This is a genomic window from Chryseobacterium echinoideorum (genome assembly GCF_007474535.1).
In the GTDB taxonomy this organism is placed as follows: Bacteria; Bacteroidota; Bacteroidia; order Flavobacteriales; family Weeksellaceae; genus Chryseobacterium; species Chryseobacterium echinoideorum.
In genome coordinates this window covers 357,371-383,144 of sequence record NZ_VKNW01000003.1, presented here as the reverse complement: position 1 = coordinate 383,144, position 25,774 = coordinate 357,371, and the positions used below count along the sequence as shown (strand labels likewise).

The 25,774-nt window shown below is 34.8% G+C and carries 19 protein-coding genes and 1 pseudogene; 10 read left to right on the top strand and 10 right to left on the bottom strand.

Annotation, left to right across the window (positions count from 1 at the left end):
- Window positions 1-24: 24 nt before the first annotated feature.
- Together pfkA and gap are read left to right on the top strand one after the other, a co-directional pair.
- A complete protein-coding gene (pfkA, locus tag FOL89_RS05780) occupies window positions 25-1,011 on the top strand; it encodes a 6-phosphofructokinase (protein ID WP_144281892.1) in 987 nt (328 codons plus the stop codon).
- 33 nt (window positions 1,012-1,044) lie between these two features.
- On the top strand, window positions 1,045-2,049 hold the full coding sequence (gene gap, locus FOL89_RS05775) for a type I glyceraldehyde-3-phosphate dehydrogenase (protein WP_144281891.1): 1,005 nt from the start codon (window positions 1,045-1,047) through the stop codon (window positions 2,047-2,049).
- A 200-nt stretch (window positions 2,050-2,249) separates the two neighbouring features.
- Here the strand turns inward: gap and FOL89_RS05770 are convergent, their stop codons facing one another.
- On the bottom strand, window positions 2,250-3,116 hold the full coding sequence (locus FOL89_RS05770) for a hypothetical protein (protein WP_144281890.1): 867 nt from the start codon (window positions 3,114-3,116) through the stop codon (window positions 2,250-2,252).
- 164 nt (window positions 3,117-3,280) lie between these two features.
- On the bottom strand, window positions 3,281-4,144 hold the full coding sequence (locus FOL89_RS05765) for a GH25 family lysozyme (RefSeq protein WP_144281889.1): 864 nt from the start codon (window positions 4,142-4,144) through the stop codon (window positions 3,281-3,283).
- A gap of 65 nt (window positions 4,145-4,209) precedes the next feature.
- Between FOL89_RS05765 and FOL89_RS05760 the strand changes: the two genes are divergently transcribed.
- The 7 genes from FOL89_RS05760 (at window position 4,210) to FOL89_RS05730 (ending at window position 14,563) form a co-directional block, all read left to right on the top strand.
- A complete protein-coding gene (locus FOL89_RS05760) occupies window positions 4,210-5,472 on the top strand; it encodes an NAD(P)/FAD-dependent oxidoreductase (RefSeq protein WP_144281888.1) in 1,263 nt (420 codons plus the stop codon).
- A complete protein-coding gene (gene trmD, locus FOL89_RS05755) occupies window positions 5,469-6,140 on the top strand; it encodes a tRNA (guanosine(37)-N1)-methyltransferase TrmD (RefSeq protein WP_144281887.1) in 672 nt (223 codons plus the stop codon). The genes FOL89_RS05760 and trmD overlap by 4 nt, the downstream gene beginning before the upstream one ends.
- Before the next feature lie 452 nt (window positions 6,141-6,592).
- The gene (locus FOL89_RS05750; RefSeq protein ID WP_144281886.1) at window positions 6,593-7,093 is read left to right on the top strand and encodes a hypothetical protein; all 501 of its coding nucleotides are present in this window, start codon (window positions 6,593-6,595) and stop codon (window positions 7,091-7,093) included.
- 223 nt (window positions 7,094-7,316) lie between these two features.
- Window positions 7,317-11,369, top strand: coding sequence for an Ig-like domain-containing protein (locus FOL89_RS05745; RefSeq protein WP_144281885.1), 4,053 nt, complete (start codon window positions 7,317-7,319; stop codon window positions 11,367-11,369).
- Window positions 11,370-11,419: 50 nt separating this feature from the next.
- Window positions 11,420-11,932 (top strand): hypothetical protein, encoded by a 513-nt coding sequence (locus FOL89_RS05740; protein ID WP_144281884.1) that lies wholly within the window; start codon window positions 11,420-11,422, stop codon window positions 11,930-11,932.
- Window positions 11,933-11,956: 24 nt separating this feature from the next.
- Entirely contained in the window at window positions 11,957-13,051 is a 1,095-nt protein-coding gene (gene dinB / locus FOL89_RS05735; RefSeq protein WP_144281883.1) for a DNA polymerase IV, read from the top strand.
- Window positions 13,052-13,090: 39 nt separating this feature from the next.
- Window positions 13,091-14,563: an alpha-amylase gene (locus FOL89_RS05730; RefSeq protein ID WP_144281882.1), complete on the top strand. Its 1,473-nt coding sequence runs from the start codon at window positions 13,091-13,093 to the stop codon at window positions 14,561-14,563.
- A 266-nt stretch (window positions 14,564-14,829) separates the two neighbouring features.
- Here the strand turns inward: FOL89_RS05730 and FOL89_RS05725 are convergent, their stop codons facing one another.
- The 8 genes and pseudogenes from FOL89_RS05725 to FOL89_RS05690 form a co-directional block, all read right to left on the bottom strand.
- On the bottom strand, window positions 14,830-15,324 hold the full coding sequence (locus FOL89_RS05725) for a hypothetical protein (RefSeq protein WP_144281881.1): 495 nt from the start codon (window positions 15,322-15,324) through the stop codon (window positions 14,830-14,832).
- 10 nt (window positions 15,325-15,334) lie between these two features.
- Window positions 15,335-16,480, bottom strand: a complete 1,146-nt coding sequence (locus FOL89_RS05720; RefSeq protein WP_144281880.1) for an FAD-dependent oxidoreductase — start codon at window positions 16,478-16,480, stop codon at window positions 15,335-15,337.
- A 29-nt stretch (window positions 16,481-16,509) separates the two neighbouring features.
- The gene (locus tag FOL89_RS05715) at window positions 16,510-17,268 is read right to left on the bottom strand and encodes a helix-turn-helix domain-containing protein (RefSeq protein WP_144281879.1); all 759 of its coding nucleotides are present in this window, start codon (window positions 17,266-17,268) and stop codon (window positions 16,510-16,512) included.
- 194 nt (window positions 17,269-17,462) lie between these two features.
- On the bottom strand, window positions 17,463-18,707 hold the full coding sequence (locus FOL89_RS05710; RefSeq protein ID WP_144281878.1) for a serine hydrolase domain-containing protein: 1,245 nt from the start codon (window positions 18,705-18,707) through the stop codon (window positions 17,463-17,465).
- A gap of 177 nt (window positions 18,708-18,884) precedes the next feature.
- Window positions 18,885-19,280 (bottom strand): VOC family protein, encoded by a 396-nt coding sequence (locus tag FOL89_RS05705; RefSeq protein WP_144281877.1) that lies wholly within the window; start codon window positions 19,278-19,280, stop codon window positions 18,885-18,887.
- A gap of 118 nt (window positions 19,281-19,398) precedes the next feature.
- Window positions 19,399-20,862, bottom strand: a complete 1,464-nt coding sequence (locus FOL89_RS05700; protein WP_144281876.1) for a ligand-binding sensor domain-containing protein — start codon at window positions 20,860-20,862, stop codon at window positions 19,399-19,401.
- Between the two features lie 282 nt (window positions 20,863-21,144).
- Complete coding sequence (locus FOL89_RS05695) at window positions 21,145-21,363, bottom strand: hypothetical protein (protein ID WP_144281875.1); 219 nt, start codon at window positions 21,361-21,363, stop codon at window positions 21,145-21,147.
- 32 nt (window positions 21,364-21,395) lie between these two features.
- Window positions 21,396-22,125 (bottom strand): annotated as a pseudogene (locus tag FOL89_RS05690) (IS982 family transposase).
- Window positions 22,126-22,932: 807 nt separating this feature from the next.
- Here FOL89_RS05690 and FOL89_RS05685 point away from each other — a divergent pair.
- On the top strand, window positions 22,933-25,767 hold the full coding sequence (locus tag FOL89_RS05685) for a SusC/RagA family TonB-linked outer membrane protein (protein WP_144281874.1): 2,835 nt from the start codon (window positions 22,933-22,935) through the stop codon (window positions 25,765-25,767).
- Window positions 25,768-25,774: the final 7 nt, after the last annotated feature.

Genomic DNA, 25,774 nt, shown 5'->3' with positions numbered 1-25,774 from the left:
TTTGTGATTGAAATTTTTTAACAAATGAGAGATAGTGCTGTAAAAAAAATTGCAGTTTTTACTTCAGGAGGTGACTCTCCGGGTATGAATGCAGCATTAAGAGCAGTTGTAAGAACTGCTAATTATTATAACATAGAATGTTACGGAGTGAGAGAAGGCTATAACGGTCTTATTAATGATGATTTCCTCAAAATGGGACCTCGTTCTGTAAAAAATATAATCAACCAAGGCGGAACTATTCTGAAATCTGCCCGTTCCAAAGAATTTATGACCAAAGAGGGTCGCCAGAAAGCTTACGATAATTGCGTAAAATATGGAATTGATGCTTTGGTGTGTATTGGTGGAGACGGAACTTTTACCGGAGCAAAGATCTTCAACGAAGAATTCGGAATTCGTGTAATCGGGGTACCGGGAACTATTGATAATGATATTTTCGGAACAGATAATACTATTGGCTATGATACGGCTCTGAATACCGCAATGGATGCTATTGACAAAATTCGTGATACGGCAACTTCGCACAACAGGGTATTCTTTGTTGAGGTAATGGGGCGTGATGCAGGCTTTATTGCGTTAAATAGCGGTTTGGCAACAGGAGCTTTAGATATTTTGATTCCTGAAAGAAAGGACAGTATGGATGAGCTTTTTGCTACTTTTAGAAATGCTGAAAAAACTGGAAAAGCATCAAGTATCGTTGTTGTGGCAGAAGGTGAAAAGCTGGCTAATATTTATGAGTTGGCAGAGCAAACTAAAACAGAATTTCCGGATTATGATATTCGCGTAGCGATTTTAGGACACATCCAAAGAGGTGGCTCACCAAGCTGTGCAGACAGAGTTTTGGCAAGCAGATTGGGCTATGGTGCAGTAGTAGGGTTGATGGACGGACAAAACAATGTAATGGCAGGAATGCGATCTAATGATATTGTGTTTACTCCTATTGAAGAAGCCATCAAAAAGCATAACGAAATCAATAAAGATCTTTTGCTGATTTCAGAAATTTTAGCAATCTAATATTTAATATAATTTTTAAAAAATCAAAACACTATGTCAACAATTAAAGTAGGTATTAACGGGTTTGGTAGAATCGGTCGTCTTGTTTTCAGAGCAATGACGGAGAGAGACAACATTGAAGTTGTAGGGATCAACGATCTTATCAATGCAGAATACATGGCTTATATGCTTAAATATGATTCTGTACACGGAATTTTCCCGGGAGAAGTATCTGTAGATGGCAACGACCTTGTCGTAAACGGAAAAAAAATCAGAGTAACCGCTGAAAAAGACCCAAGCAACCTAAAGTGGGACAAAATCGGTGCAGAATATATTGTAGAATCTACTGGTTTGTTTTTAGATAAAGAAAACGCTGCAAAACATATTACCGCAGGTGCGAAGAAAGTAATTCTTTCTGCTCCTTCCAAAGATGATACACCAATGTTTGTAATGGGGGTAAACCACAATGAATTGACGGATGATGTAAAAATCTTATCCAATGCTTCTTGTACAACCAACTGTTTAGCTCCTTTGGCTAAAGTTATCCACGATAACTTCGGAATCGTAGAAGGATTGATGACTACAGTACATGCTACAACGGCAACTCAGAAAACAGTTGACGGTCCGTCAATGAAAGACTGGAGAGGAGGTAGAGCTGCTTTAAATAATATTATTCCTTCTTCTACTGGTGCTGCAAAAGCTGTAGGAAAAGTAATCCCTTCTTTGAACGGAAAACTAACGGGTATGTCTTTCAGAGTACCAACTGTGGACGTTTCTGTAGTAGATTTAACGGTAAGAATCGAAAAGTCTGCTTCTTATGAAGAAATCTGTTCAGTAATTAAGGCTGCTTCTGAAGGTGAATTGAAAGGTATTCTTGGATATACTGAAGATGCAGTGGTTTCTCAGGATTTTGTAGGAGACAAGAGAACTTCTATCTTCGATAAAGATGCAGGAATCATGCTTTCTCCAAATTTCGTGAAATTGGTTTCTTGGTATGATAACGAAATGGGTTATTCAAACAAATTAGTTGATATGTTGATTCATTCGGCTTCTTTGTAATTGATTAATCTTTTATGATATAGAAAAACCTTCCGATTGGAAGGTTTTTTTGATAGAATGTTACCTTTTTCATAATATTAAACTAGTCACTCATCAAAATGTTATTAAATCAAAAATGCGAATTTTTTTAAAACTTCTTTTTTGATTAATTATTTGAAAGAATATGATGAATAGCATTAATGGAGTTTTATATATAGATATTAGTTTGTTTTACGAGTTAATTTTATGAAATTATAGCCAAATCCTAAACCTAACCAAGGAATATTATTGAATTGCCAACTTCTTCTGTTACTTGTAGGAAAATCAAAACCGCTTGCAATTAAAAATGTAAAATCCTGATAATGCACTCCAAACGAAATACCTGTAGAAATTGCGGCAATACTTCCCTTGATAGAATCTTTTTTTACTGTATTACTTTCGTCAAATGATAATTTTGACATTCCAGCAAGAAGATTAAATGAAAAGGTTCTTTGATATTGGCGTACTTTTTTCTCGTGAGGTAGTTTTACAATATGTGTTTTCCCAAATTTCCAACCTCCACTAATCATCGCATTGATATCTGTTGTAACATTTCCTAACTTACTGTTCATATACCATTTCATAGGAATGGTAACCACACCCAGTTGTCGGGTTCTATATTTAAAAGAATAATTCTGTCCTTTTTCTAAGGATAGATAAACATTATTCTCTTTAAAGAATACATTAGCATCTTTTTTAGTATTATAAGTAAATGGATAAATAAAAACTTTATCATCTCTCACTTCTATACTTGCTTGTGTCCAACAATTTCCTTCCAAACCTAAAGAATTCAAAATATTATTATCTAATTCATATTCTTTTTTGCCTATCTTTTTTTGTATTTCATTGTAAGAAATAGTATCTCTGTTTTTATTAAATAATACATTGTTTTTTGCATTTACAATTATCGAATCTTTTGGTGAAAATTTAAATGATTGTTTGGAAAAACCTAATAAATGTATTCTATGTCTTTCTTTAAAATTTCCAAATTCCTGTCCCAAAACGATTCCTGCCCAAAATAGCGTAAGTAATAATAATTTTGTTTTCATAGTTATTTTGTTTATTAGTTAGTTCCTTATAAGTGAAAAAATCAACCCAACAAAATATTGATAGTCGAGTTTTCAAAGTTTATAATTTATCTCAAATTTTAGAAATTTTAACAAATAAAAAAATCACCCTTTTGGGTGATTTATAATGATACTTTAAAACAGAATCAATCCAGCGTCAAACTCTTCAGCGACCAGATTCCGCCATTGTAAATATTGAGATCAATTTTAGAATTGATTCCGTAGACAATTCCGTTTTCGGTAAATTGCCAAAAATGCCATTTGTCTTCCGGCGAAGGTTCGGGGACGTCATTGTAATTGGCAAGCCAGATCGTGTAATCATCAAATTCACCCCTTAGAAAATCTTTATAGTAATAATAATACGTATAAATAATGGGTTTTTTACCGTAAGTTTCTTCCACAATTTTACACCAGACTTTTAAATCTTCGATCAGTTTTTGTTTGGATTTTTTTCTGGAAATTTTTTCAATATCTAAAACAGGAGGCAGATCTCCGCTTTCCAGTTTTACATTTTCCAGAAAATTATTAGCCTGAATTACCGGATCTTCGTCTGCTCTGTAAAAATGATACGCCCCGCGAATCAGGTTGTGTTTTTTCGCTGATTCCCAAAACTCGTCAAAATTTTTATCTGCACTGCGGTTTCCCATCGTAGCTCTCATCACCACAAACTCTAAAGGAATGGTTTTGTTACCAATACTCAGGCTATCCCATTGTATATCTTCTTTATTCTGATAATGAGAAATATCAAATCCAAAAGTTTTATCAAGATTATCTGAAAGTATTTTCTGAATTCTTAAAGTTTCGCTTTCACTGTTTTGCAGCTTCTTATGAGTGAATTTATTAAAATACATGGCATAATAATAAGAAATAGACTGCTTCAGGTAAAAACCCGTCCCGATAAGAGCAATGATAAGTATAAATAATAAGATTCTTCGACGGAGAAAATAGTTTTTCCATCTCTTTTTGTGTACTTTTTTGGCAGTTTTTTTGGTGTATTTTCCGGAACTCATAAAGTTTTACAAAACTAGCTTTTTAAGCCTTAAAATACTAAATAAAATCAGTAAATTTGTTTACTATGGAGACACGGGAAAAGATTATTATCATTGGCGGAGGCTTCGCCGGACTTCAGCTTGCTAAATCTCTCAACAATAAAAATAAAAAAGTCATTGTGCTGGATAAAGTAAATCATCACATGTTTCAGCCACTTTTTTATCAGGTTGCTTGCGGAAGAATAGAGCCGTCCAACATTTCTTTTCCTTTCAGAAAAATATTCCAGCAGTCCAGAAACACGCAATTTCGTTTAACGGAAGTAAAAGAAATTATCCCTTCACAAAATAAAGTGATTACAGATGATGCAGAGTTTACTTATGATAAATTGGTGATTGCTACAGGATGTAAAACCAACTTTTTCGGCAACAAAGAATTAGAAACTAAAGCTTTCGGTATGAAAAATACGCAGGAAGCCGTCAGCATCAGAAATCATGTTTTGATGACTTTTGAAAAACTTATTCTTGAAAAAAGCCGCAGCGATGACGGAAACTGGAATATTGTCATCGTAGGAAGCGGACCTACCGGAGTAGAATTAGCCGGAGCTTTTTCTGAAATGAAAAAAGAAATTCTTCCGCGTGATTATCCTTACATGAATTTTAACCAACTCAAGATTATTCTGGTAAGTTCTACCGAAAAGCCTTTGGCGGTCATGAGCAAAGAAGCGCAGGACAAATCCGAACAATATTTAAAAGAACTTGGAGTAAATTTTATGAGTGGTGAAGTGGTTACCGACTATGACGGTGACAAAGTTTACCTAAGAAGCGGTAAAGAGATTCCTTCTAATAATGTTATTTGGGCAGCAGGAGTTACAGGAAATGTGATTGATGGTTTTCCTTCCGAAAATCTTGTAAGAAACCGGTATATCGTAGACCGCTTTAACAAAGTAAAAGGTTACGAAAACATCTATGCCATCGGTGATATTGCTTACATGGAAACTCCAAAATATCCACAGAGTCATCCACAGGTTGCCAATGTAGCCATCAATCAGGCAAAAAATTTGGGCAGAAATTTTCTCCGGAAAAATAAATCCGAATGGGTGGAATATGAATATAAAGATCAGGGGTCTCTGGCTACAATAGGGAAACACAGAGCTGTTGTAGATCTGCCTTTTATAAAATTTCAGGGACTTTTTGCATGGTATTTTTGGATGTTTCTCCATTTAATGCTTATTTTGAGCGTTCGAAACAAACTGGCAATATTTTTTAACTGGATGTGGAGCTATTTTAATAAAGATTCTTCATTACGATTAATAATTGCCCCCAACAAGAAAAACAGCACACAGCAATGAGAATTGATATCATAAGTGTACTTCCTGAACTGATGGAAAGTCCTTTTAAAACTTCTATTTTGAAAAGAGCAGTAGACAAAGGCATTGTAGAAGTACATTTTCATCAGTTGAGAGACTGGTCAATCAACAAACACAGGCAAATTGATGACGAACCTTATGGAGGAGGTGCAGGAATGGTGATGATGGTAGAGCCTTTAGACAAGTGTATTTCTGAGCTTAAATCTCAGCGTGATTATGACGAAATCATTTATCTTACCCCGGATGGTGAAACTTTACATCAAAAAATGGCTAATTCTTTATCCATTAAAAAAAATCTGATCTTTTTGTGCGGTCACTATAAAGGAATTGATCAGCGTGTAAGAGACCTCCATATTACTAAAGAGATTTCTATCGGAGATTTTGTTTTGACGGGTGGCGAATTAGCAGCTTGCGTTTTAGCTGATTCCATCATTCGTTTAGTTCCAGGTGTTTTGAATGATGAGCAAAGTGCATTAACAGACAGTTTTCAGGACAATCTGCTTTCTCCGCCAATTTACACACGTCCTGAATCTTACAAAGGATTGGAGGTTCCTAAAGTTCTTCTGAGCGGAAATTTTGCAAAAATTGAAGAATGGAGACATGAGCAGGCTGTCAAAATTACCACTGAAAAAAGACCTGATCTTTTGTGACATTTTTAAATTGTTAAATGGATTGTATTTCACAAGAGATTTAACTCCAGTCTTTTAGTACTTTTTTTGTAAAAAAAACTTCAATATTTTCCTTTAAATAATGTTTATTTGAAGACGAATATTTAATATTCAAATCTATTAACTTTTAATCATTCTGAGAAATGAAATAGAGAAAGCTGTTTAATAAAAAGCTTATATAGCTTCATTTATTGGTTACTTAAATTCAATTCAAGATTGCTGATTTCTCGGAACTTATTTATTTTATTAGAATGATAAATAAAATGTTTATTGGAAATTATTAATTTATAATGATTTACGATAGTTTTTTCTGCATTTTATTATGAAATAAATTGTAGATTTGCCAAAAATAAACTAGTAGCACTTTAATGCAATCTTTTTACAGAAATGGCATAAATTTCAGAATAAGGTTTTTATCAACTTTTATTCTCATTTTGTCTTTTTTTAGTGCTTCAGGACAAATTTATGTCTTTGGAAATGCAAAGATTATAGCAGCAAAGGCTACTGTTGTTACTACAAATTTAGAAAAGTCAGGTTCTTTTTCATCAGTTATAGTTTCTACATCAGAAGAAAAAGAGATCTACGATTCCAATACCAGTAAAAGTAAGGGGAGGCTTTACAATAAAAAAGTCAAGATTCTCACCAGCACCAAGCCTGATCATAAACCAAAAAAAACTAGGCAGGATAATCTTAACGCATCACAGAACTTCTGTAAAAATACTAATGATAATTATTATTTCAGGCAGTGTGATTCCTCAACAAAATCTACTGTATTACAGAATAATCATTCGAAACCTGAAATTATTGCAAAAAGCTTTGAAAGTTTTTGTGCAGTTGTTCTTTCAAAAAGAAATAAATTTCTGTATAAATTTATACCAATTCTTTCTATAAACGGAGAATGCTTTTTCACACGACCGCCACCAATACTTTCTTGAGCAGCTATCTTGATAAATTTTTTTAATATTTTTTACTGTGGAAAGTTTGTTACAAATATCATCCAAAGTAGTTTGTATTTTTCATATTAAACAAATGTAAAGCGTTCTCTTATTTCAGGCTTAAAAATTATTGCTCTCCGACATAATTTTAATTATTACTTAAAAACTTTTCCCGTCAGAATACTTTTTGATTAAAAGCAATTCTGATATTATCAATTTTATAATGAAAAACTATATTTTTAAAGATCCACTGAAATACTTCAGGCGGTTAATAACAGTATTGCTGTTAATAATCAATTATTTTACAGTTGCGGCACAACAATCCAGCTCATTTGTTTTGGCTATTCCTGGTCAGAATCTCAACTTCCTAAAATCTAACAGAACACTGATTACTAATACAGGAAATGGTGGTCTGTCTGCAGGTTCTGTCTGGCGATATGATAATCTTATTACGACCAATGGTATCACAATCTATGGGATGCTTACAATAAAAGAGCTAAATGGAACCAGTATTACTGAATTGGATAATGAAACAGTGGGACTTCCGTCAAGACTGCAACCATTTATTTCTACAAATTCCCCGGGTGGTTTTGCTCTCTTCGAACTGGAATTTTATGAAGTAACGACCAATAACAGAGCTTATATTTCGGAGTATTATTTTACTTCGGTAGATATTGACGGAGGTGAGTTTGTAGAAATCGGAGGGTATTCTACTTATCAGGTAGACGCCTCCAGCGGATTAACGATCAGTCAGCAACCGTCCGGAAGAACAAGATTCGGTGGAATTACAGGTGATTTATCAAATATAACATTTGAAAACACCGCAGCATTTATTGCCCAGTATAAATTTCCTTACACAAAGGTTACTTTTGCCTTAGGTAAAAGCAATACAGGAACTGCTCGTCAGTATTCAGTACAATTTGGTACTGCGGGAGGCACATTTACCAATCCTACAAGTGTTAGAAACCCTGTAAAATTGATGTACATCAACAAAACTGCTGATAGCAATTATTTTGTAGGAGGTGAAACGAGAAAATACACGATGGTTTTAGACAACTTAGGAAGTACTTCTGAAAATGTAACACTCACAGATCCTCTTCCAGCAGGACTTACTTATGTTCCAAACACTACGACTATTTCCGTTCCGGCTGCAAGCGTCAATGAGAATGTGGCGGATAATTTTAACTCAGTTTCTTATGCCCGTAACAATGGTACCGCTTTATGGAAAAATGAATGGGCTGAAATAGGAGAGACTACAAATCCTGCCACGGGACAAATAACAATCACAGGAAATAGACTAAATTTGGTGACATTACCCAGCGGCAGAGGTATTGAAAGAACAGCCAATCTTACCAGAGCAACAAGTGCCACACTTTCGTTTGCCTATACTCAGAGTGCTACTGGCGGAAGTTTAGATGTTCAGGTATCACCGAACGGATCAAATTATTTTTCTATCGGAACAATAAGTGGTACGGCAAGTGGTACTTTCAGTACACCCATTAACCCTTCATATTTAACAAATGATACGCGTATACGATTGGTAAATAGTGGGACGGCATGGGGAACCAGAACTGTAACTGTAGATGATATCCTTTTACAATATACTCTTTCTCAGGCAGCACAAAATAAGACCAATGCTGTTTCAGGAGGAACCTTGCTTAATGGCGTTCCGTCCAATGTTATTGTAAGCGGTGATAATATAACATTATTGCCGGGAGTAAAGGCTACAATTACTTTTGATGTTACAGTAAATTGCAATGCACAGGGTACAATTACCAATACTGCCACTGCTGCAACACCCGGACTTTATGAAGATACAATATCTGCTTCCCATACGGCTTATGTAGATCCGGTAAACGTAACTGGAGCAAGCCGCTGTGAGGCAGGAACGGTTGTTCTTACTGCATCAGGAGCACAAGGCAGCCAGCAATACCGATGGTACTCAGCTCCTACAGGTGGAAGTCCTCTTGCAACGGGTCCTTCTTTTACAACACCGAGTATTTCCGGAACTACAACTTATTATGTTTCATTCTATAATCCAAATAATGGATGCGAAACAGGTCGTACACCGGTAACTGCAACAGTTTCTTCGGCAAACAGCATTATGGGAACAGGAGTAATAAACAGTTCAACAAGTGCTAACGGTACAAATGCAAATACGGGGGCGGTAGCCGCACCTAATACGGCTGTGAATAATGCTGCTGCAGGAAATACAGGATGGGCAAACCCAGGAAATGTAGTTAGCAGCAATAATGTTAATACCACATCAGCTAATATTGCTGCAAATGGCGGAACATCACAATATTTGGAAATTCCTTTTCCTTCATTGACTATTCCTACGGGATATACAATAGTGGGAATTGCTGTGGGGATTGAAAGAAATGGAAGTGTTGTTAACAGTATAAGAGATAATATTATTCAGCTTCTTAGAAATAACATTCCGGTCGGAGCTAACAGGGCATCCACAGCAGTTTTTTGGCCAACAGCTGATGCTACAGTTTCATACGGTGATGCCTCAGATCTTTGGGGAACTACATGGACAGCCGGGGATTTTGCAAATACTAAACTCAGAATTCAGGCATTTAACAATAGTGCATCTGCTGCAACTGCAAATATTGATTATGTTACGTTTACTGTCTTTTACGCTGCTTTCGGGGATGACCAAAGTAGTGTGAATTTTAAAATAACAGGAATTTCAGGAGCTACCGGATATACCTGGACGGTTCCTACGGGTGCAACTATTACTTCCGGACAAGGTACCGATTCCATTTTAGTGAATTTTAATAATGCGGGACAAAGCGGAACTTATAATGTTTGTGCTACTCCCACAAATTCTTGTAGTACAGGAACACAGGTTTGTCGTACTATTGCCATAACCAATAATGTAAATAACGAAATTTCTGGAACTGTTTATAATGATCAAAACGGATCTGTTTCACCACAGAAGGTAGATGGTATTCCTATTTCACAGATTGGAGGACAGCAGCTATATGCGGTATTAACTTCAAATACATCTCCTTTCAACGCTATTTCATCTATAACAATAGCTCCTGACGGAACATATAAATTTAGTTATCTTCCTAATACTACAGCTAACTTTTACAGAGTCAATATTAAAACTACACCTTATGGTGATGGTATTGCGGTGCCAGCGACATCAGATCTTCCATCTGGTGCTACATTCAACGGGGCAATTGATAACGATGCATCAAACTCCTTAACAGGCGGAAATACAACTAATGGATTCCTTGCAGTAACCGCAGGCAACAATACCAACAATACCAATGTTAATTTTGGAATTCTAGTTAATAATCCTGTTGCTAATCCTGATACAGCAAATACTTTAGAAGACAATCCCGTGACATTTAATATTATATCAAATGATACGGTTCCTACCGGAAGTATTAATGCAGCATCAGTAGATCTTGATCCGTCAACAGCAGGACGTCAGGTTTCAATGACCACAGCAAACGGAAGCTGGAGTATTGATAACAGTGGAAATGTTACTTTTACACCTGTTGCTGACTATTTTGGTACTGATTCTATTCTTTATACTGTAGAGAGTAATGGAGGATTTATATCTAATCCCACTTCCATTACGGTTACCGTAGTTCCAGTAAATGATGCGCCGTCGTTCACGAAAGGAGCAGATCAGACTCATTCACAAAGCGGATCTCCGACGGTTTATACAGTTTCCGGATGGGCTACCAATATTCGCAGGGGACCTGTTAATGAATCAGTACAGAATGTTAGTTTTATAGTTACCAATAGCAATAATGTACTATTTAGTGTACAGCCTTCTGTAAATGCAGCAGGTCAGCTTCAGTATACGGTTGCGGCAAATGCGGCAGGAACTGCTGTTGTAAGTGTTAGAATTCAGGATGATGGTGGAACGGCTAATGGGGGAATTGATACTTCGCCTATTCAGACATTTTCGATTACAGTAAATTCTACACATTGCTATAAACCAGCTGTGATTAATGCAGGATCTACATATCCTGCAAAGCACGGTATAACAGCATTACCTGCAGCCGGAACCGATAACGGAAACTGGCCGATGGTACGAGAAAGTGCATGGAGCGTCATTGAGTCAAAAGAAAAGGGATTTGTAATCAACAGGGTTCCTGATACGGCATCACTCAGCAATATTACCAATCCTGTTGTCGGAATGATGGTATATGATATTCAGGCAAAATGTCTTAAAATTTATGCTTTGAAGTCTGGGGAAGCTAATCCTGCTTGGCATTGTTTTGAAAATCAGGCTTGTCCGGATTAAACTTATTTATACAATATATCCTCATCGTAAAAGATTTAAGATAATTTAAAATGAAAAATATTAAAAATATCATCACTATAATTGTTTTTGCAGCCTTTCTTCCTGCAAGAGCGCAAATTGCTATTGGGAAAAGCGAAATTTCCAAAATACAGCCGGGAAATACAATCACCAATACAAGTATTTCTTTAGAGTTTTATGATTCAGGCGATAATAAATATGGGATTGTTCTTCCTTGGACTTCTACGGTAAATAATCAACCTGTAGCATACAACACAACAACCGGAGCAGGTTATAGAGGTATGCAGGGAACCATTCAGAACGGAACTCTCATATTTGATCTTTCTGACAGCAATGTAAAATACCGAAAAGACGGAGCATGGTTTAATCTTACCAATGTAACCTACCCTGTGACGGTTACAAAAGCAGATAATTCCACCCAGACGATTACGGCAAATAATGTAGTAGATAGCTCTCTACAGGATAACAAAAGAGAAAACACCACTGCGAAAGTAGCAATCGGGACAAGTGCTGCTGCAAATACCACCAATGGTATTCTGGTTTAAACTTAGAATCCATATCTTTGTGATATGGATTCTTCTTTTCCCATCCGAAAAATAATTCATGTGGATATGGATGCATTTTATGCTTCTGTAGAGCAGCATGATCATCCTGAATTAAGGGGAAAAGCCATTGCGGTTGGTGGCGGTCATCGGGGGGTAGTTTCTGCAGCAAGCTATGAAGCCAGAAAATTTGGAGTAAGGTCTGCCATGCCAAGTAAAACTGCGCGTGAAAAATGTCCGCATCTCATATTTGTTCCGCCTAGATTTGCAAGATATAAGGAGATTTCAAGAAAAATCCGCGAAATTTTTTATGAATATACCGATCTGGTAGAACCGCTTTCTCTAGATGAAGCGTACCTGGATGTTACCGAAAACAAAAAAGGAATAGAATCAGCCAATCAGATTGCTAAAGAAATCCGCCAGAAAATTTTTCAGCAAACGGGCTTAACGGCTTCTGCAGGTATTTCGGTAAATAAATTTCTCGCCAAAGTTGCTTCGGATATCAATAAACCAAACGGGCAGAAAACAATTCACCCTGATAAAATTGAAAGTTTTCTGGAAGAACTTCCTGTCGATAAATTTTATGGTGTAGGAAAAGTAACTGCCAACAAAATGTTTAGCCTGTCAATTTATAAAGGTAAAGATTTGAAAAACAGGTCTCTGGAAGACCTAACTAGACTTTTCGGTAAATCCGGAAAATATTATTATGATGTAGTAAGGGGAATTCACCATTCTGAAGTAAAGCCAAATAGAATCCGAAAAAGTGTAGCGGTAGAACGTACTTTTTTTGAAGATCTTTCTGATGAGCAGCAAATTGATGAAAAGCTGGAAAATTTAAGTAACGAACTTCATCAGAGATTAACCAAAAACAACATGATGGGAAGATCTTTAACACTGAAAATAAAATATAAAGACTTCTCTCTTTTTACAAGAAGTTTTACCAAGGAAGAATATTTTAGTTCAGGCGAGCAATATTTTTCCACGGCAAAAAAACTTTGGCAACAACGTCCTTACGATAAAGCGGTACGATTATTGGGATTATCATTATCACACCTCAATACCGAAGAAAAAAAGCAGATCTCTGTACAGCTCAAAATCCGGTTTGAAGAATTTGAGGATTAATTATAACGACAGACTATTCACAAAATTTACTTGTAAACTATGAACCCAACTATGATTCAGTTCTTCCACTGGTACACAGAAGGTGGAGGAAAACTGTGGAAACACGCCGGGCAACAATCATCATATTTAGCAGAATTAGGTATTACTGCCATTTGGTTTCCTCCTGCCTACAAAGGGACAGATGGAGAAAACTCTGTAGGTTATGATGCTTACGATTTATTTGATCTTGGAGAATTTGACCAGAAAAACTCTGTTTCAACAAAATACGGGACAAAAGAAGATTATCAGAAAGCCATCAAAAATCTTAAAGAAAAAAATATTCAGATTATCGTTGATATTGTTTTAGGGCATAAAGCAGGAGGAGATGAGCTTGAAAAGTTCAGAGCAGTAAAAGTTGACGAAAATAACCGTGATAAAATTATTTCGGATGTTATTGAGATAGAATCTTACACCAAATTTACATTTCCGGGACGCAGGAAAAAATATTCAGATTTTGAATGGAATTTTACCTGCTTCAGTGGGGTAGATTATGCAGAGGGAAAAGATTCACATATTTATAAAATCCTTTCTGAGTATGGTGATGACTGGGAAGAAATGATTGATAATGAAAAAGGGAATTACGATTATCTGATGTTCAATGACGTAGAACATAGAAATCCTCATGTGAGAGAGGAGCTGAATAAATGGGCAGAATGGTATTTTGAACAGACCGATTTTGATGGTGTTAGACTGGACGCTCTAAAGCATATTTCATTTGATTTTTATAAAGAATGGCTTACCCTTTTGCGTTCCAACTCAGGAAAGAATATTTTTGCAGTTGGTGAATATTGGGCTCCCGGATATCTTAATCTTCTTCAAAAGTATATTGATGCTACAGAGGGTTGTATGAGCCTTTTTGACAGCTCTTTACAAAATAATTTCTTTACTGCATCAAGAGAAGGTAATTCTTATGATCTTCGAAGAATTTTTGATGAAACGCTTACACAGGCAGATCCTATGCATTCCGTAAGTTTGGTTGATAATCATGATACACAGCCTTTGCAAGACTTGGAGGCTCCTGTAGAATATTGGTTTAAACCTCTTGCATATGCACTGATTTTACTGAGAGAAAACGGTTATCCGTGTGTTTTTTATCCGGATTTGTATGGCGCCCATTACAGAGATTTTGACCGTGAAGGAAACGAGCAGGATATTTTTATGGATAAAGTAGATGGAATCGAGGGTTTATTGAAAGCAAGAAAGGAAAATGCCTACGGAATTCAGCGGGATTATTTTGAAGATGCCAATTGTTTAGGCTGGGTAAGAGAAGGGGATGATGACCATTCCGGCTGTGCTGTGGTTCTGAGCAATAAAGATGCGTATGAAAAACCTATGGAAATGGGTGAGAAATATATTGGAAAAACTTTTTATGATCAACTTGGAAGAAGTGAAGCTAAAGTAATTATTGACGAAAATGGATGGGGAAACTTCCCGGTTCCTGCAGGAAATGTAAGTGTATGGATTGCAGAATAATCTGAGAAGAGAAGATCAGTTTAATATATGATAGATGTATACAAATCATTTTGAATGAAGCGCTTCAACTGTTATTTTTTATGTGCGTTGTCAGCCGCAGGTTTTTATTCCGTTTTCAGGTGCTGCTTGAAATAGACAAAATGATACTCTATAGATTTTGTTCAAAAATTTTACTTGTGACTAATCCGGCGACTGGAAAACCATAATACAAGCAATAAACTGCCACCTTTGTTAGTGACAGTTTTTTCTTCGTGTAATAGTCTATGCTAGCTTTTATATTTGATTGAAAATAATTTATGCAATGATAAACTATATAAGGCAACAACTCCAAGAGTTATAAATGTCCTTATCCAATTGGTGATTTCCCATTCTTTTAAAACTTTAGTGAATGTTTGAATGTTGATCGTACTATTTGGGTTGAATATTATGTCGTTTCGTGGAAAGAAATAGGTAAACGTCAGCAGATCTATAATGAGAATTAAAGCAAGAGCAGAAATGTTAAAAAAACGTATTTGCTTATCAGTTTTCCAAAAACGGATCACGCAATTGATTCCAAGAATATGAATAACGATGCCAATTGTTTTAAAAAAGTCTTGCGGACTTTTTTCTGCGAAATAATTCCTTGCTATTTCTATTGATTCGGGAATATTCGCTCCCCAATTGGGTGCATCTACAATTGAATTGTAAATGTTTACGAATAACACACCACTATTTATAATAATGGCTGAATAAAGAGCGATAATTTGTATCCGACTTTTCATAGAACCAATTTTACTGGTCAAAACTCTTAAACATATCCAGAATGTATTGCAATCCGTTGGAGCCATGCAGCTCAACGGTATTTTGCATTGTGATGGCGGTCACTTCTTTGGCTCTTTCAAGCATTTTTCTTTCATAATTTTCGAAAGCAGATTTTATATTTTCGATATGTAGAAGTTCTTCGCTCAATTCCAAAGCATCAAGCATCGCCATATTTACGCCTTCGCCTGCGTAGGGCGGCATTCGATGGGCTGCATCTCCAATGATGGAAAGATTACTTTGAGTTGCCCAATATTGATCAGATGAATAATGGAATAATGGTCTCGGCACAATACTGATGTTGTCTGTAGCAAATAGTTCCTGATACATACTGTCCCAATTTGAAAAATGAGTCTCGAACCATTTCTTAACAGCTGCCAAATCCCCAAAATCAATTCCGCTTTCTTTTACCCAATTGGAATCGACTTTTTCGCCGGTATAAAAAGCAATGCTTCCATCGCCTTTAGTGCTTAAAATTATGGATTGCTCATTTCCGAATGCAAATATTTTTCCGCCTTTAAGTACGTTGAAAATATGAGGTGCGTTTTTTTCAGCGTCATAAATATTTCCTTCAATGATAGTAACACCTGAATAAATTGGCTTTATGTCTGTTAAATAGGGTCTTATTTTCGAGTTTGCCCCATCTGCTCCAATTACAATGTCAGCATCATATTCCTTTCCATTTTTGAACAATAGTTTCCAGCCCTCATTTTCCTTTTTCATGGAAACGAATTGGCTGTCCCAAACAACAGTCCCGGTTTGTAAAGATTCCAATAAAATCTTCCTTAAAGGTCCCCGGTCAATTTCCGGACGATGTTCTGCACTATGCTCATCTTTATGGTCGTCCAAATAAATTTTTCCATCATTGTCCATAATTCGTAATTTCCCTGCGTCAGGTAAATAATTAGCATAAAAAGCATCCAAAAGATTTGCTTTCCTGAGTGCGGCTATACCCGATTCTTCGTGTAAGTCGAGATTGGCACCTTGTACCCGGAAATCTTCGTTAATGTCCCTTTCGTAGACCGTTACGTTACAACCCCCTTGTTGTAAAAGTCTTGCCAAGGTTAAACCACCGGGACCACCACCAATGATTGCGATTTTTTTGTCTTTGATATTCATTACCGTAAAATTTTAATTACGGCACAAAATTATTGGTCTGGCAAAGTTGAAAATTGTATAAATCGGTCGTTTTGATTTTGTGTTAATTGTTTGGGGTTAACTCCTGCCAACTTTTTCACTTCTTTAATAAAGTGGGGTTGGTCAGCAAAGTTTTGCTCCGGGAAAAGTTGCCCATCTTTAATTTGTTGAAAGGAAGCTCTGAACCGAAGAATATTGCAGTAAGCTTTTAAAGAGATACCATATTGATGATTGAAATACCGATTGATTTGTCGGTTGCTCCAACATACTTTTTCCGATAGTTCGGCAACGGAAAAGGCTCCGTTTGAGCTGTATATTAAGTCAAAAAGTTTTTGTTTTCTGTTATCAAGTTCATTGGGGAGAAATGCTTTGATTTGTCGGGTTGCTTTTTGGCAGAATGAATTAAAATCCTTCAGGTCTATTGCGCTAAAACTCCAAAAATCATCGGGCAAATTTTCTCCTTTGTTCAGTAAGTGTGAAACACTCTTCCTCAATATATATTCTGTCGCAAGTGGTTTGAAACTTATAGCAAAAGTTGTCCTTTTAGCTCGGATTATAGACTGTTCCGGGGTTGTTCCTATTCCTAAAAGTGTAATATGAAAAGATTCGGATGCCGATTCAGTAAAAAATATATCAACTCTGCCGTCTGGTAAAATTACAACTTGTTTGTCGGTGTCGGTTGGATTGTGCAGCATCCAAAAACTTTCTACAAAGTCGCATAACGATTCGTCTGGTTGTATAGATTGATATTCAATGTTGCAACTATTCAATTTATGTTGTATTTTGTAGATTGAATGATGGTTAAACTTGCCACTAACGGAAGTGCGGAGGAAAATGAACTTGTATTCAGTTTCCAACAAAAGGAGACGATGATTTTCAGATTGACTAAATTAAATAAAAAAAAACAATATGAAAATTAGCGGTGGATAAGTTTGTATAGGTTTGTTTTTAGTGACAGTACTGGTTAGTTGATCAATTTGGTTTGATATTTTTCTAATTTGTCCCAGATGCCATAAAATGTATCGTTCCCTTTCTTGTCAGAAAAAGAAGTGTTCACGATCAAAATTCGACCAATATTATTTTTAGGATCAAAAAACATCATTGAGCCAACTCCCGGGTCGCCACCTGTGTGTCCAATAAAACCGGTGTAACCAAAGCCAATAAAAATTCCAACATTATAACTTTCGCTATAGGGGTTTTTATCGTTACGTTCGATAAAATTTTTTGCTTGCAATTGTGGTTTAAAGTATTCTTTGAAACTTTCTTTAGTTAATATGGATCCTTTACCATTGTATCCTTTGATGAGTTCAGTTAAGTACAAACTTAAATCGTTTACTGAAGTAATAAAATTTCCGTCCGGATAAGAAACCATACTGTAAAATGGCAAAACGGTTTTTGGATTTTCATAAAGATTGGAATAATTGGCAAAGTCAACATCTTCAAAATGCCAACCCGAAGCATTCATTTTTAACGGTTTCAGTATATGTTTTGTCGTGAATTTATCAAACATTTCACCTGTAGCTTTTTCAATTACAAAAGCGGCTAAAGTTGTGGCAGTATTTGAGTATTCATACATTTCACCGGGTTTGTTTTTTGTATAAATTTCTTTGGTGTTCCATTTGCCTTTTTCGGTTAATAAATTATTTAGAAATACTTCCATAGAAACGATAGAATCTTTTGGGTTAAAGATTTGTGTTTCATCAAAAACTAAATGTCTTCCCTTTAAGTCTTGATTTTCTTTCAAAAAATAGTTTTTAGATAAGTAAAAGTCATTGTCAACAATACTCGAAGTATGCGTAGCCAAGTGTCTTATGGTTATTTCCACGTCAGGAAAATTCGGATTGACGACCTTAAAAGGTAAATATTTATTGATCGGGTCGTCTAATTTTAGTTTTCCCAATTCTTGTGCTTTTAACAATGCCAATCCAACAAATGTTTTAGAAATTGATGCAATATTTTGAATTGTAGCGTCTGTATACTTTTTCTGGTTTTTAATGTCCGAAAATCCAAATCCTTTTTGATATAAAGTACCTTTATCATTGACTATTGAAACGGTAAAACCATTAAAAACATCAGTTTTGCTAACTGCTTTAATTTCGTTTGTCAATGAGTCTTTCTGTAGTAAATTTTCTTCCTGGATTGATTGTTTACCGCTTTTACAACAGGTCAAAGCCAAGATAAAAAGAGTTGCTATTAGTGCTCTTATCATGTTTATTGTTTGTAGAGTTTCACGATGTATTGTAGTTAAAGGTCTCGGCTACGTTCAGCGGGATTTTATGCCCTAACTTTTTGGTTTTACATTGTCCTTTATTTATTCGCTTTCGTTTAATCTAAAAATATAAAGTCAATTACTTATATCCTTTTATAGTGACTGGTGTTTTTATTGTCATTCATCCATTGGTGTGCAAACTTCCAATAAAAACCCGTCAATATCTCTCAAATAAGCAACTGTTTGCCCCCAAGGTTTTACTTTTGGTTCTTCTAAAATTGTTGCTCCGTTTTGTTGAGCAAGTTTAACAATTTCATCTACATTGTCCGTTACCAATCCTAATTCAGTTGCAAAAGGTTTTTGGTTTAAATTACTTTCTGTAAAACCAGTTTTTAAGTTTGAATTTGCAAGTTCAATTGAAGCAAAAGAAATTGTTGTCTGTCCTGTTTCTAATTCGCCATAGTCATTCTCTGGCGTTATAAATATTCTTTCAAAACCAAATGTTTTTTCGTAAAAACCAATTGATTTAGTTACGTCTTTTACGTAAAGGATTGTGTATTTGAATTTTACCATTTTTTTTACTGATACAGATAAATAATTTTCAACTTCTGAGTTTTCTCTCCATACACTTCAAAATCATAGTTGTATTTTTATTCTACGCTTGTATCCAATACCTTGTTAACAGCAGAATTTATTTTCTTTCAATTTTCACTAATCCTTGTCGTGTTGCTAAATATAAATTTCCTTTGTCGTCAAAAACCATTTTCGAAATATACGAAGTTGGAATGTCAGAGTTTTCATTGTGATAATTTTCCCAACCATCTTTTAGGTCATATCTTATTAAACCAGCTCTATCTGTTGAAATCCAAAGAACTTTTTCTGCTTTGTCGTAAAGTACACAGTTAGTATGATTGAATGGGATTCCTGAATTTTCAGTTGTGAACTGCTTGAAAGTTCCATCTTTATAACGAATTGCAATTCCTTCGTTATTGTTTACCTTTCCTTTCTCTTTTCTGTCAAACTCATAAAGCGTAAAAAAAAGATTGCCATTTTCATCTTCGTCCATTGAAGTAATACATTTTCCTTTCAAAACGGTATTTATGTTTTCAAAGTTTGTTATTTGGTTATTTTCGTCAATCATAGCTGTACCGCTAAATGTCCCAATCCAAATTCTGTTTTTTGAGTCTCTCTTGGCGAATGTTACTCTATTTGATGGCAGGTCTTTGAGTTTGCTTTTATTTAGATTTGTCCATTTTCCGTCCTTGTAGATTGTCAAGCCTTCATCGGAACAGAAAAATACTTCTCCGGTTTTTGGGTTATTAACAATTTCATACGCTCCATCTATTCCGATATCTGCTGAGTCATACTTTGTCCATTTAACATTATCAAAACTGTAAATGTTTTTAGTTCCATATACCCACTTAATGTTAGCATTGTCTGTAGCTAATGCATAATAAGAAAAGAATTTGCCTTTGTCAGTAATATTCTGTTCAGCATTTTTAAATTCTTTGCCGTCAAAAGTCACCAGTCCTTCATCAACGGTCAACCAAATAAGTCCGTTTTTGTCAATACTGATATTGTCGTTCATATTGTTTGGAAGATTTGAATTATTCGAATTCCAAACCGTCATTTTATAGTTCTTTAAACTTTCGTTTTTATACTCGTATGTCTTATTGTAAATCTCGGGACTGTTTGGCTTATCAAACGATTTATTAAAAGCCTTTATGTCAACCCGTTCTATTTTCCCCGAAATTTTATTTTCGTTAACTACAAAAATTAAATTGATAGAAGATTTTTCTTCATTCTTCCCATTTGTTACAGCAGGTGTCCATTTTTTAAACTTGTTAAGTTCTTCAATAATTTTTAAGGAAATTGGATTGTTCGATTGATCAGTATGGCTTAAAACACAAGCCCTGCCTTTTGCATCGACAAGAATTTGAAATTTGACTGCACCTTTTATTCCTTGTAAGTTCAACTCCTTGCTGAGTTTATCCTGTAGTTTTAAAAATTCGTTTTCATTATAACCAGCCTTTACATCTCCACAATCAAGGCAAAATCTTTCAGTTTTGCAGTTGTTTAGTTTTACCGGAAACAGGTTTTGTGCATTCGCCTGGAAAGTCACGATTGCGAAAAGGATAAAAAGTGTTTTTCTCATTTATTCTATTTGTTTATTGAAGAGTGTCGTTTTACTATTGCTGTTAACACCCAAATTTACGCATTACTTCAATAATGACAAATATATATTGCGCCAATTCTTTTATATGTTTTGCTGATTGATATTTTTTGGATAGACAAATTTTTTACTAAAAAACATACCTGGAAATTATTTCACTCATAGATTCTTATAAAGAAAAACTAACCATTCAAAGATACAGTTCTTGCTCTCAGAATTATAAAAGAACTTTTAAAAATCGCTCAGATTTTATGAATGGTTTGTTTAGGTAAGCCTCACGAAAGGATTGGTGCGGGAGTGAGAGGCCCAGTTTCCGAACTTATGTCCGGCATACGCTGTAGAATAAGTTTTAATATAATCCGGAAGATGGGTTGCGGCTAAAAAATAAAGATCATTTTCGTTAAATTTATTCTGCATGGTATTTCCTGAAAAGTCTCCGGGAAATTTTTCTATAAATGGCTGTCTGATATTTTCAATATTCATAACTCAAAGGTATTACTTAACGTGAGTTCGATTTAAGCCGCAATCCATCTATCTTCATCAATAATGTCGCCCTTGGTGTTTATTGATGGTTTTTTATCAAAGAACGAATAAGCTGCTAAAGCCGACAAAATATTCAGAATAAAGTTATCAAAACTTCTGTGATGGGTATGTTCTATTTGACAAATATTCTTGAGTTCATCGTTGACAGACTCTATCAAAGCTCTTTTTCTGAGCATAATTTTGTCTTGTAAAAGCATTAAAGAATTTTTCATATTCTTCTTTATTCTCGTGATGAGATGAACTCCATCAATAAAAAGCTGTTCAAACAAATCCTTCCCAATATAACCTTTGTCACCAAATAGTTTTCCAAAAATCCATTTATGCAAATCCATACTTTTCAGTGGTTCTCGGTCATCTACATTTCCTGTTGTTAGGATAAAATCTAAAACTTCTCCTCTGTCATTAATAATCAAATGAAGTTTAAATCCATAAAACCACCCCAGAGAACATTGTCCTTTTTGGGCAATGTTTTTAAAGGTTTTATGTACGTAGCCCTGGTAAAAGTGCTTGAGGTTTTTGAATGCACCGTAATGAAACAGGATCATAATAGTCATTACTTCACTTTGAGACAGGGGCAGATGTTCGGTTTCGGATCTTAATTTTCGGATCTTTCAGAGTATAATCTTTCAGAACACTATTAAATTCTTTAAAAAACTCATCAACAATGTAATAAATAGTTGTAATTTTATCATCAGAAATCATAGCAGAAATTCTAGTTAAAAATTTGAATTTCAATACCTTAAATATACTGATTTTTCTGCTTTTTTGTATCATAAATTTATTTATTCTTATCCCGAACTCACGTTATTTCAAATGTATTTATTTGTTTGATAAGTGTCCTTGGTCAACAAACAGTGATCAAAAGTTACACTATCATTTTATCAATGTTCCGATTTCTGTTAAGCAATTTCTTTTTTTAAATAAAATGACAAAAGTTCTCACATGCCAAATGTAGTTTGACGGCGTACAAACTAATCCATGATAAACTCTCGCTCTCTTAACCCATAAGAGAATGGTTATTTGGGAGAATCTTAATATTCATAAATTATTACCAATAATTTTAAATGTTTTGTAGATTTCGAAATGAAACTAAACCATTATCATAATAATTTCAGAATAAATTAAATTTTTATATACGAGTTGTTGTTTCTAGTAAATTGTTATTACAAATCTTATTCTTTTCAGACAATTTTTGAATTAATCTTAATGGTTGAGCGATATTTTGAACTACTTTGAATAGAAATTACAAGTGCATTAGTGAAATGATTTAATGCGAAAATCAAAAATGTAGTTTATATGAGTTGTCAACAAAGATTTTCATTATATAAATAATTTTCTATTTTAAAAAAAATTAATTTATATTTGATATTGTGTTATTTTGTGTTAATTTGATATAATTTTACAAATCTCACAACTATATAATTTATTTTCTATAAAAAAATATCGAAAATTTGGTAGTGTTAATATTTTTTAACATATTTGCACCAAATAATATTAAAATTTGTTAATATGAATGTTAAACTCAAGTTACTAAGTACTGGTGTGCTTTTTTTCTTAGGAGGTGCAATGGTAATTGCACAGGAAAAACAAAGCGATAGCGTGAAAAATGGGCAAGAAAGAATAATTGAAGAGGTTGTTGTTGTTGGATTGAAGTCTACAACGAAGAAAGAAGCTGTTATTTCGACAGCAAAAATTGAAAGTGAACAAATTAATAACAGACCCAATTCTAATCTAATGAATATTGCTCAGGGTCAGTTAGCAGGTGTTAATATCTCTACTGGAAGTGGGCAGCCTGGAGCTAAACCAACAGTAATTATTAGAGGATTTAGTACTATTAATGGTAACTCAGATCCTTTGTATGTTATTGATGGTTTTCCAACAAACGCTGATAGTTTTAGATCTTTAAATCCTAATGATGTTGAATCAATGGAGGTTTTAAAAGATGCTTCGGCTACAGCAATGTATGGTAATAGAGGAGCAAATGGTGTGATTGTTATTAAAACTAGAGGGGGTGGATTTAATTCTAGAACGACTTTTAATTATCGTTCTCAAGTAGGGGTTTCAACTTTGCAGTCTAACAGATATAATATGGCGGATGCTCAGCAGATGCTTAGGATTGAAAAAATGTTTGGTGCTGGTAGGGGTTCTACCATGACCGATCAGGCTATTAATAATTATAGTGGAACAAATACAGATTGGTTGAATTATTTCTTTAATCCGTCTCTTTTGCAAAGTCATGATTTTTCAATAACAACTGGTGCTAAAAATATAAGTTCCTACACAAATGTTCATTATTTGGAACAGGCTGGTATTTTAGCAACAACAGGTTTGAAAAGATTTGCCCTAAGAACAAATGTTAATGGAAAGTCAAATGATAATAAACTGACTTATAGAGTTGGTGTTTATGCGGGATTCTCTAGGAATAATCAAGCTGCTGGTCTGGGTACAGGAGGTGTTAATAATAATTTAGTAATCGGAGCACTTAGAGGTGCAAGATATATTTCACCAGATGAATGGGCAGCAAATGGAGAAATTTCCGCTAATTTAGTTAATTCGCCTTTATTTTTGATTGACAAAGTCAAAACATATAAGACTTATGTTGATGATTTAAGATTAGATTTAACATCTGAGGTTAATTATAAGATTACAGACGATTTGACGGCTACGATGAGAACAAATGCTCAATTACTATCGCTTGACGGAAATACTTATGAAAGACCTGAATCTTGGAATGCAAACTATTTCAGAGGAGATGGTCAGACTTGGATCGGATTTGAAACAATGTCTGCATCAAGACAGTTTAATTTCAATAATTTATATCAATTAAATTATGTAAAACGTATAGGTAATCATAAATTTGATGTTTTAGCAGGATACGAATACAATAATTATATGATTAGGACACAAAGTCTCACCCAAAACGGTTTAAATCCAAAATTATGGGTTCCGGGTGCTGGAACAGGGTACCCTGCATATGTCCCAGGAGATAATTATAATGTTCCTGATATAAGTGCAGGGCAATCTAGACTTAATATGTATTCTTTTTTTGGTAATTTAGATTATGATTATAATACTAAGTATGGTGTCGTAGCAAATGTTAGAAGAGATGCTACGAGTAGATTTAGTAAGGATAATAGATGGGGGACCTTTTGGTCGGTAGGTGCAAGATGGAATATTAATGAGGAGGATTTTATGGAGAACTTGGATTTTATTAATATTTTAAAGTTTAGAGGTTCTTATGGAACGGCTGGTAATCAAAGGGTTGTTGATGGTTCGGTTTTTGCGGGTTTAAATCCCCCATTATATAAAGATTCATTTGTAGGAGTAACAAACGTTTATAATGGTACTCAAGGTCTGAATGTGAGTTTAGGAGATCCTGATTTACGTTGGGAAACAACAAAGCAATGGAATGTAGGTTTTGACTTTGAACTGTTAAGTAGAAGATTAAGAGGTACGTTCGATGTGTACGAAAAGAAAGGGGTTGAAATCTTCTATCCATGGCCACAAAGTTTACTTGTTGGACAAGCAGCAGTAAATACAAACTCTCCTATTGATTTAAAAAACAATGGTATAGAAGTTAATTTGGCTTATGATATAATTAGAAATAGTAATGTCAAGTTTACTTTAAGAGGTAATGGAGCGTTCAATAAAGAGAGGGTGTACAATTTACCTACAGAGATTTTAATTGACGGAGAAATCCCACAAGTTTATAGCGCTAATGGTCAGCTTTATCAAGCTCCATATGTATATCACTATTTAGGAGTAAATCAATCAAATGGTAATCTTTTGTTTGAAGATGCTAATGGAAGACCAACCGAAAGCCCAACTACAGCTGATTTGAAACCTCTAAAATATGGCTTTAATCCAAGGTATCAAGGAGGGTTCGGGTTCGATTTTACTTATAAAGGTTTGTTTGTAAATACAACATTTACTTATGTGGCTCAAGTATATAGATATGATTATGACTGGTCATCAGTTATGAATCCTAGTAGTATTGGTAATTTTAACATGAGTGCTGATATGCTTAATGCTTGGACACCGAACAATACTAATACTAATGTTCCTTCTTTAAAAGCATCAAATTTAAACGCTCAAGGTCTTTCAGACAGATTTTTAGTTGATGCCTCTTATTTGAGATTAAGAAATTTACAGGTTGGATATAATGTGCCAAAATCATTACTTAGTGGTACTTTTGTAAATAGTGTTTCTATTACTTTACAAGCCGAAAATCTCCTAACATGGAGTAAATGGAAGGGGTTTGATGCAGAAAGTAACATAGCATCAGATCAAGGAAGGTATCCGACACCTAGAACATATACCCTTGGGTTTGATATTAAATTCTAATACTTAA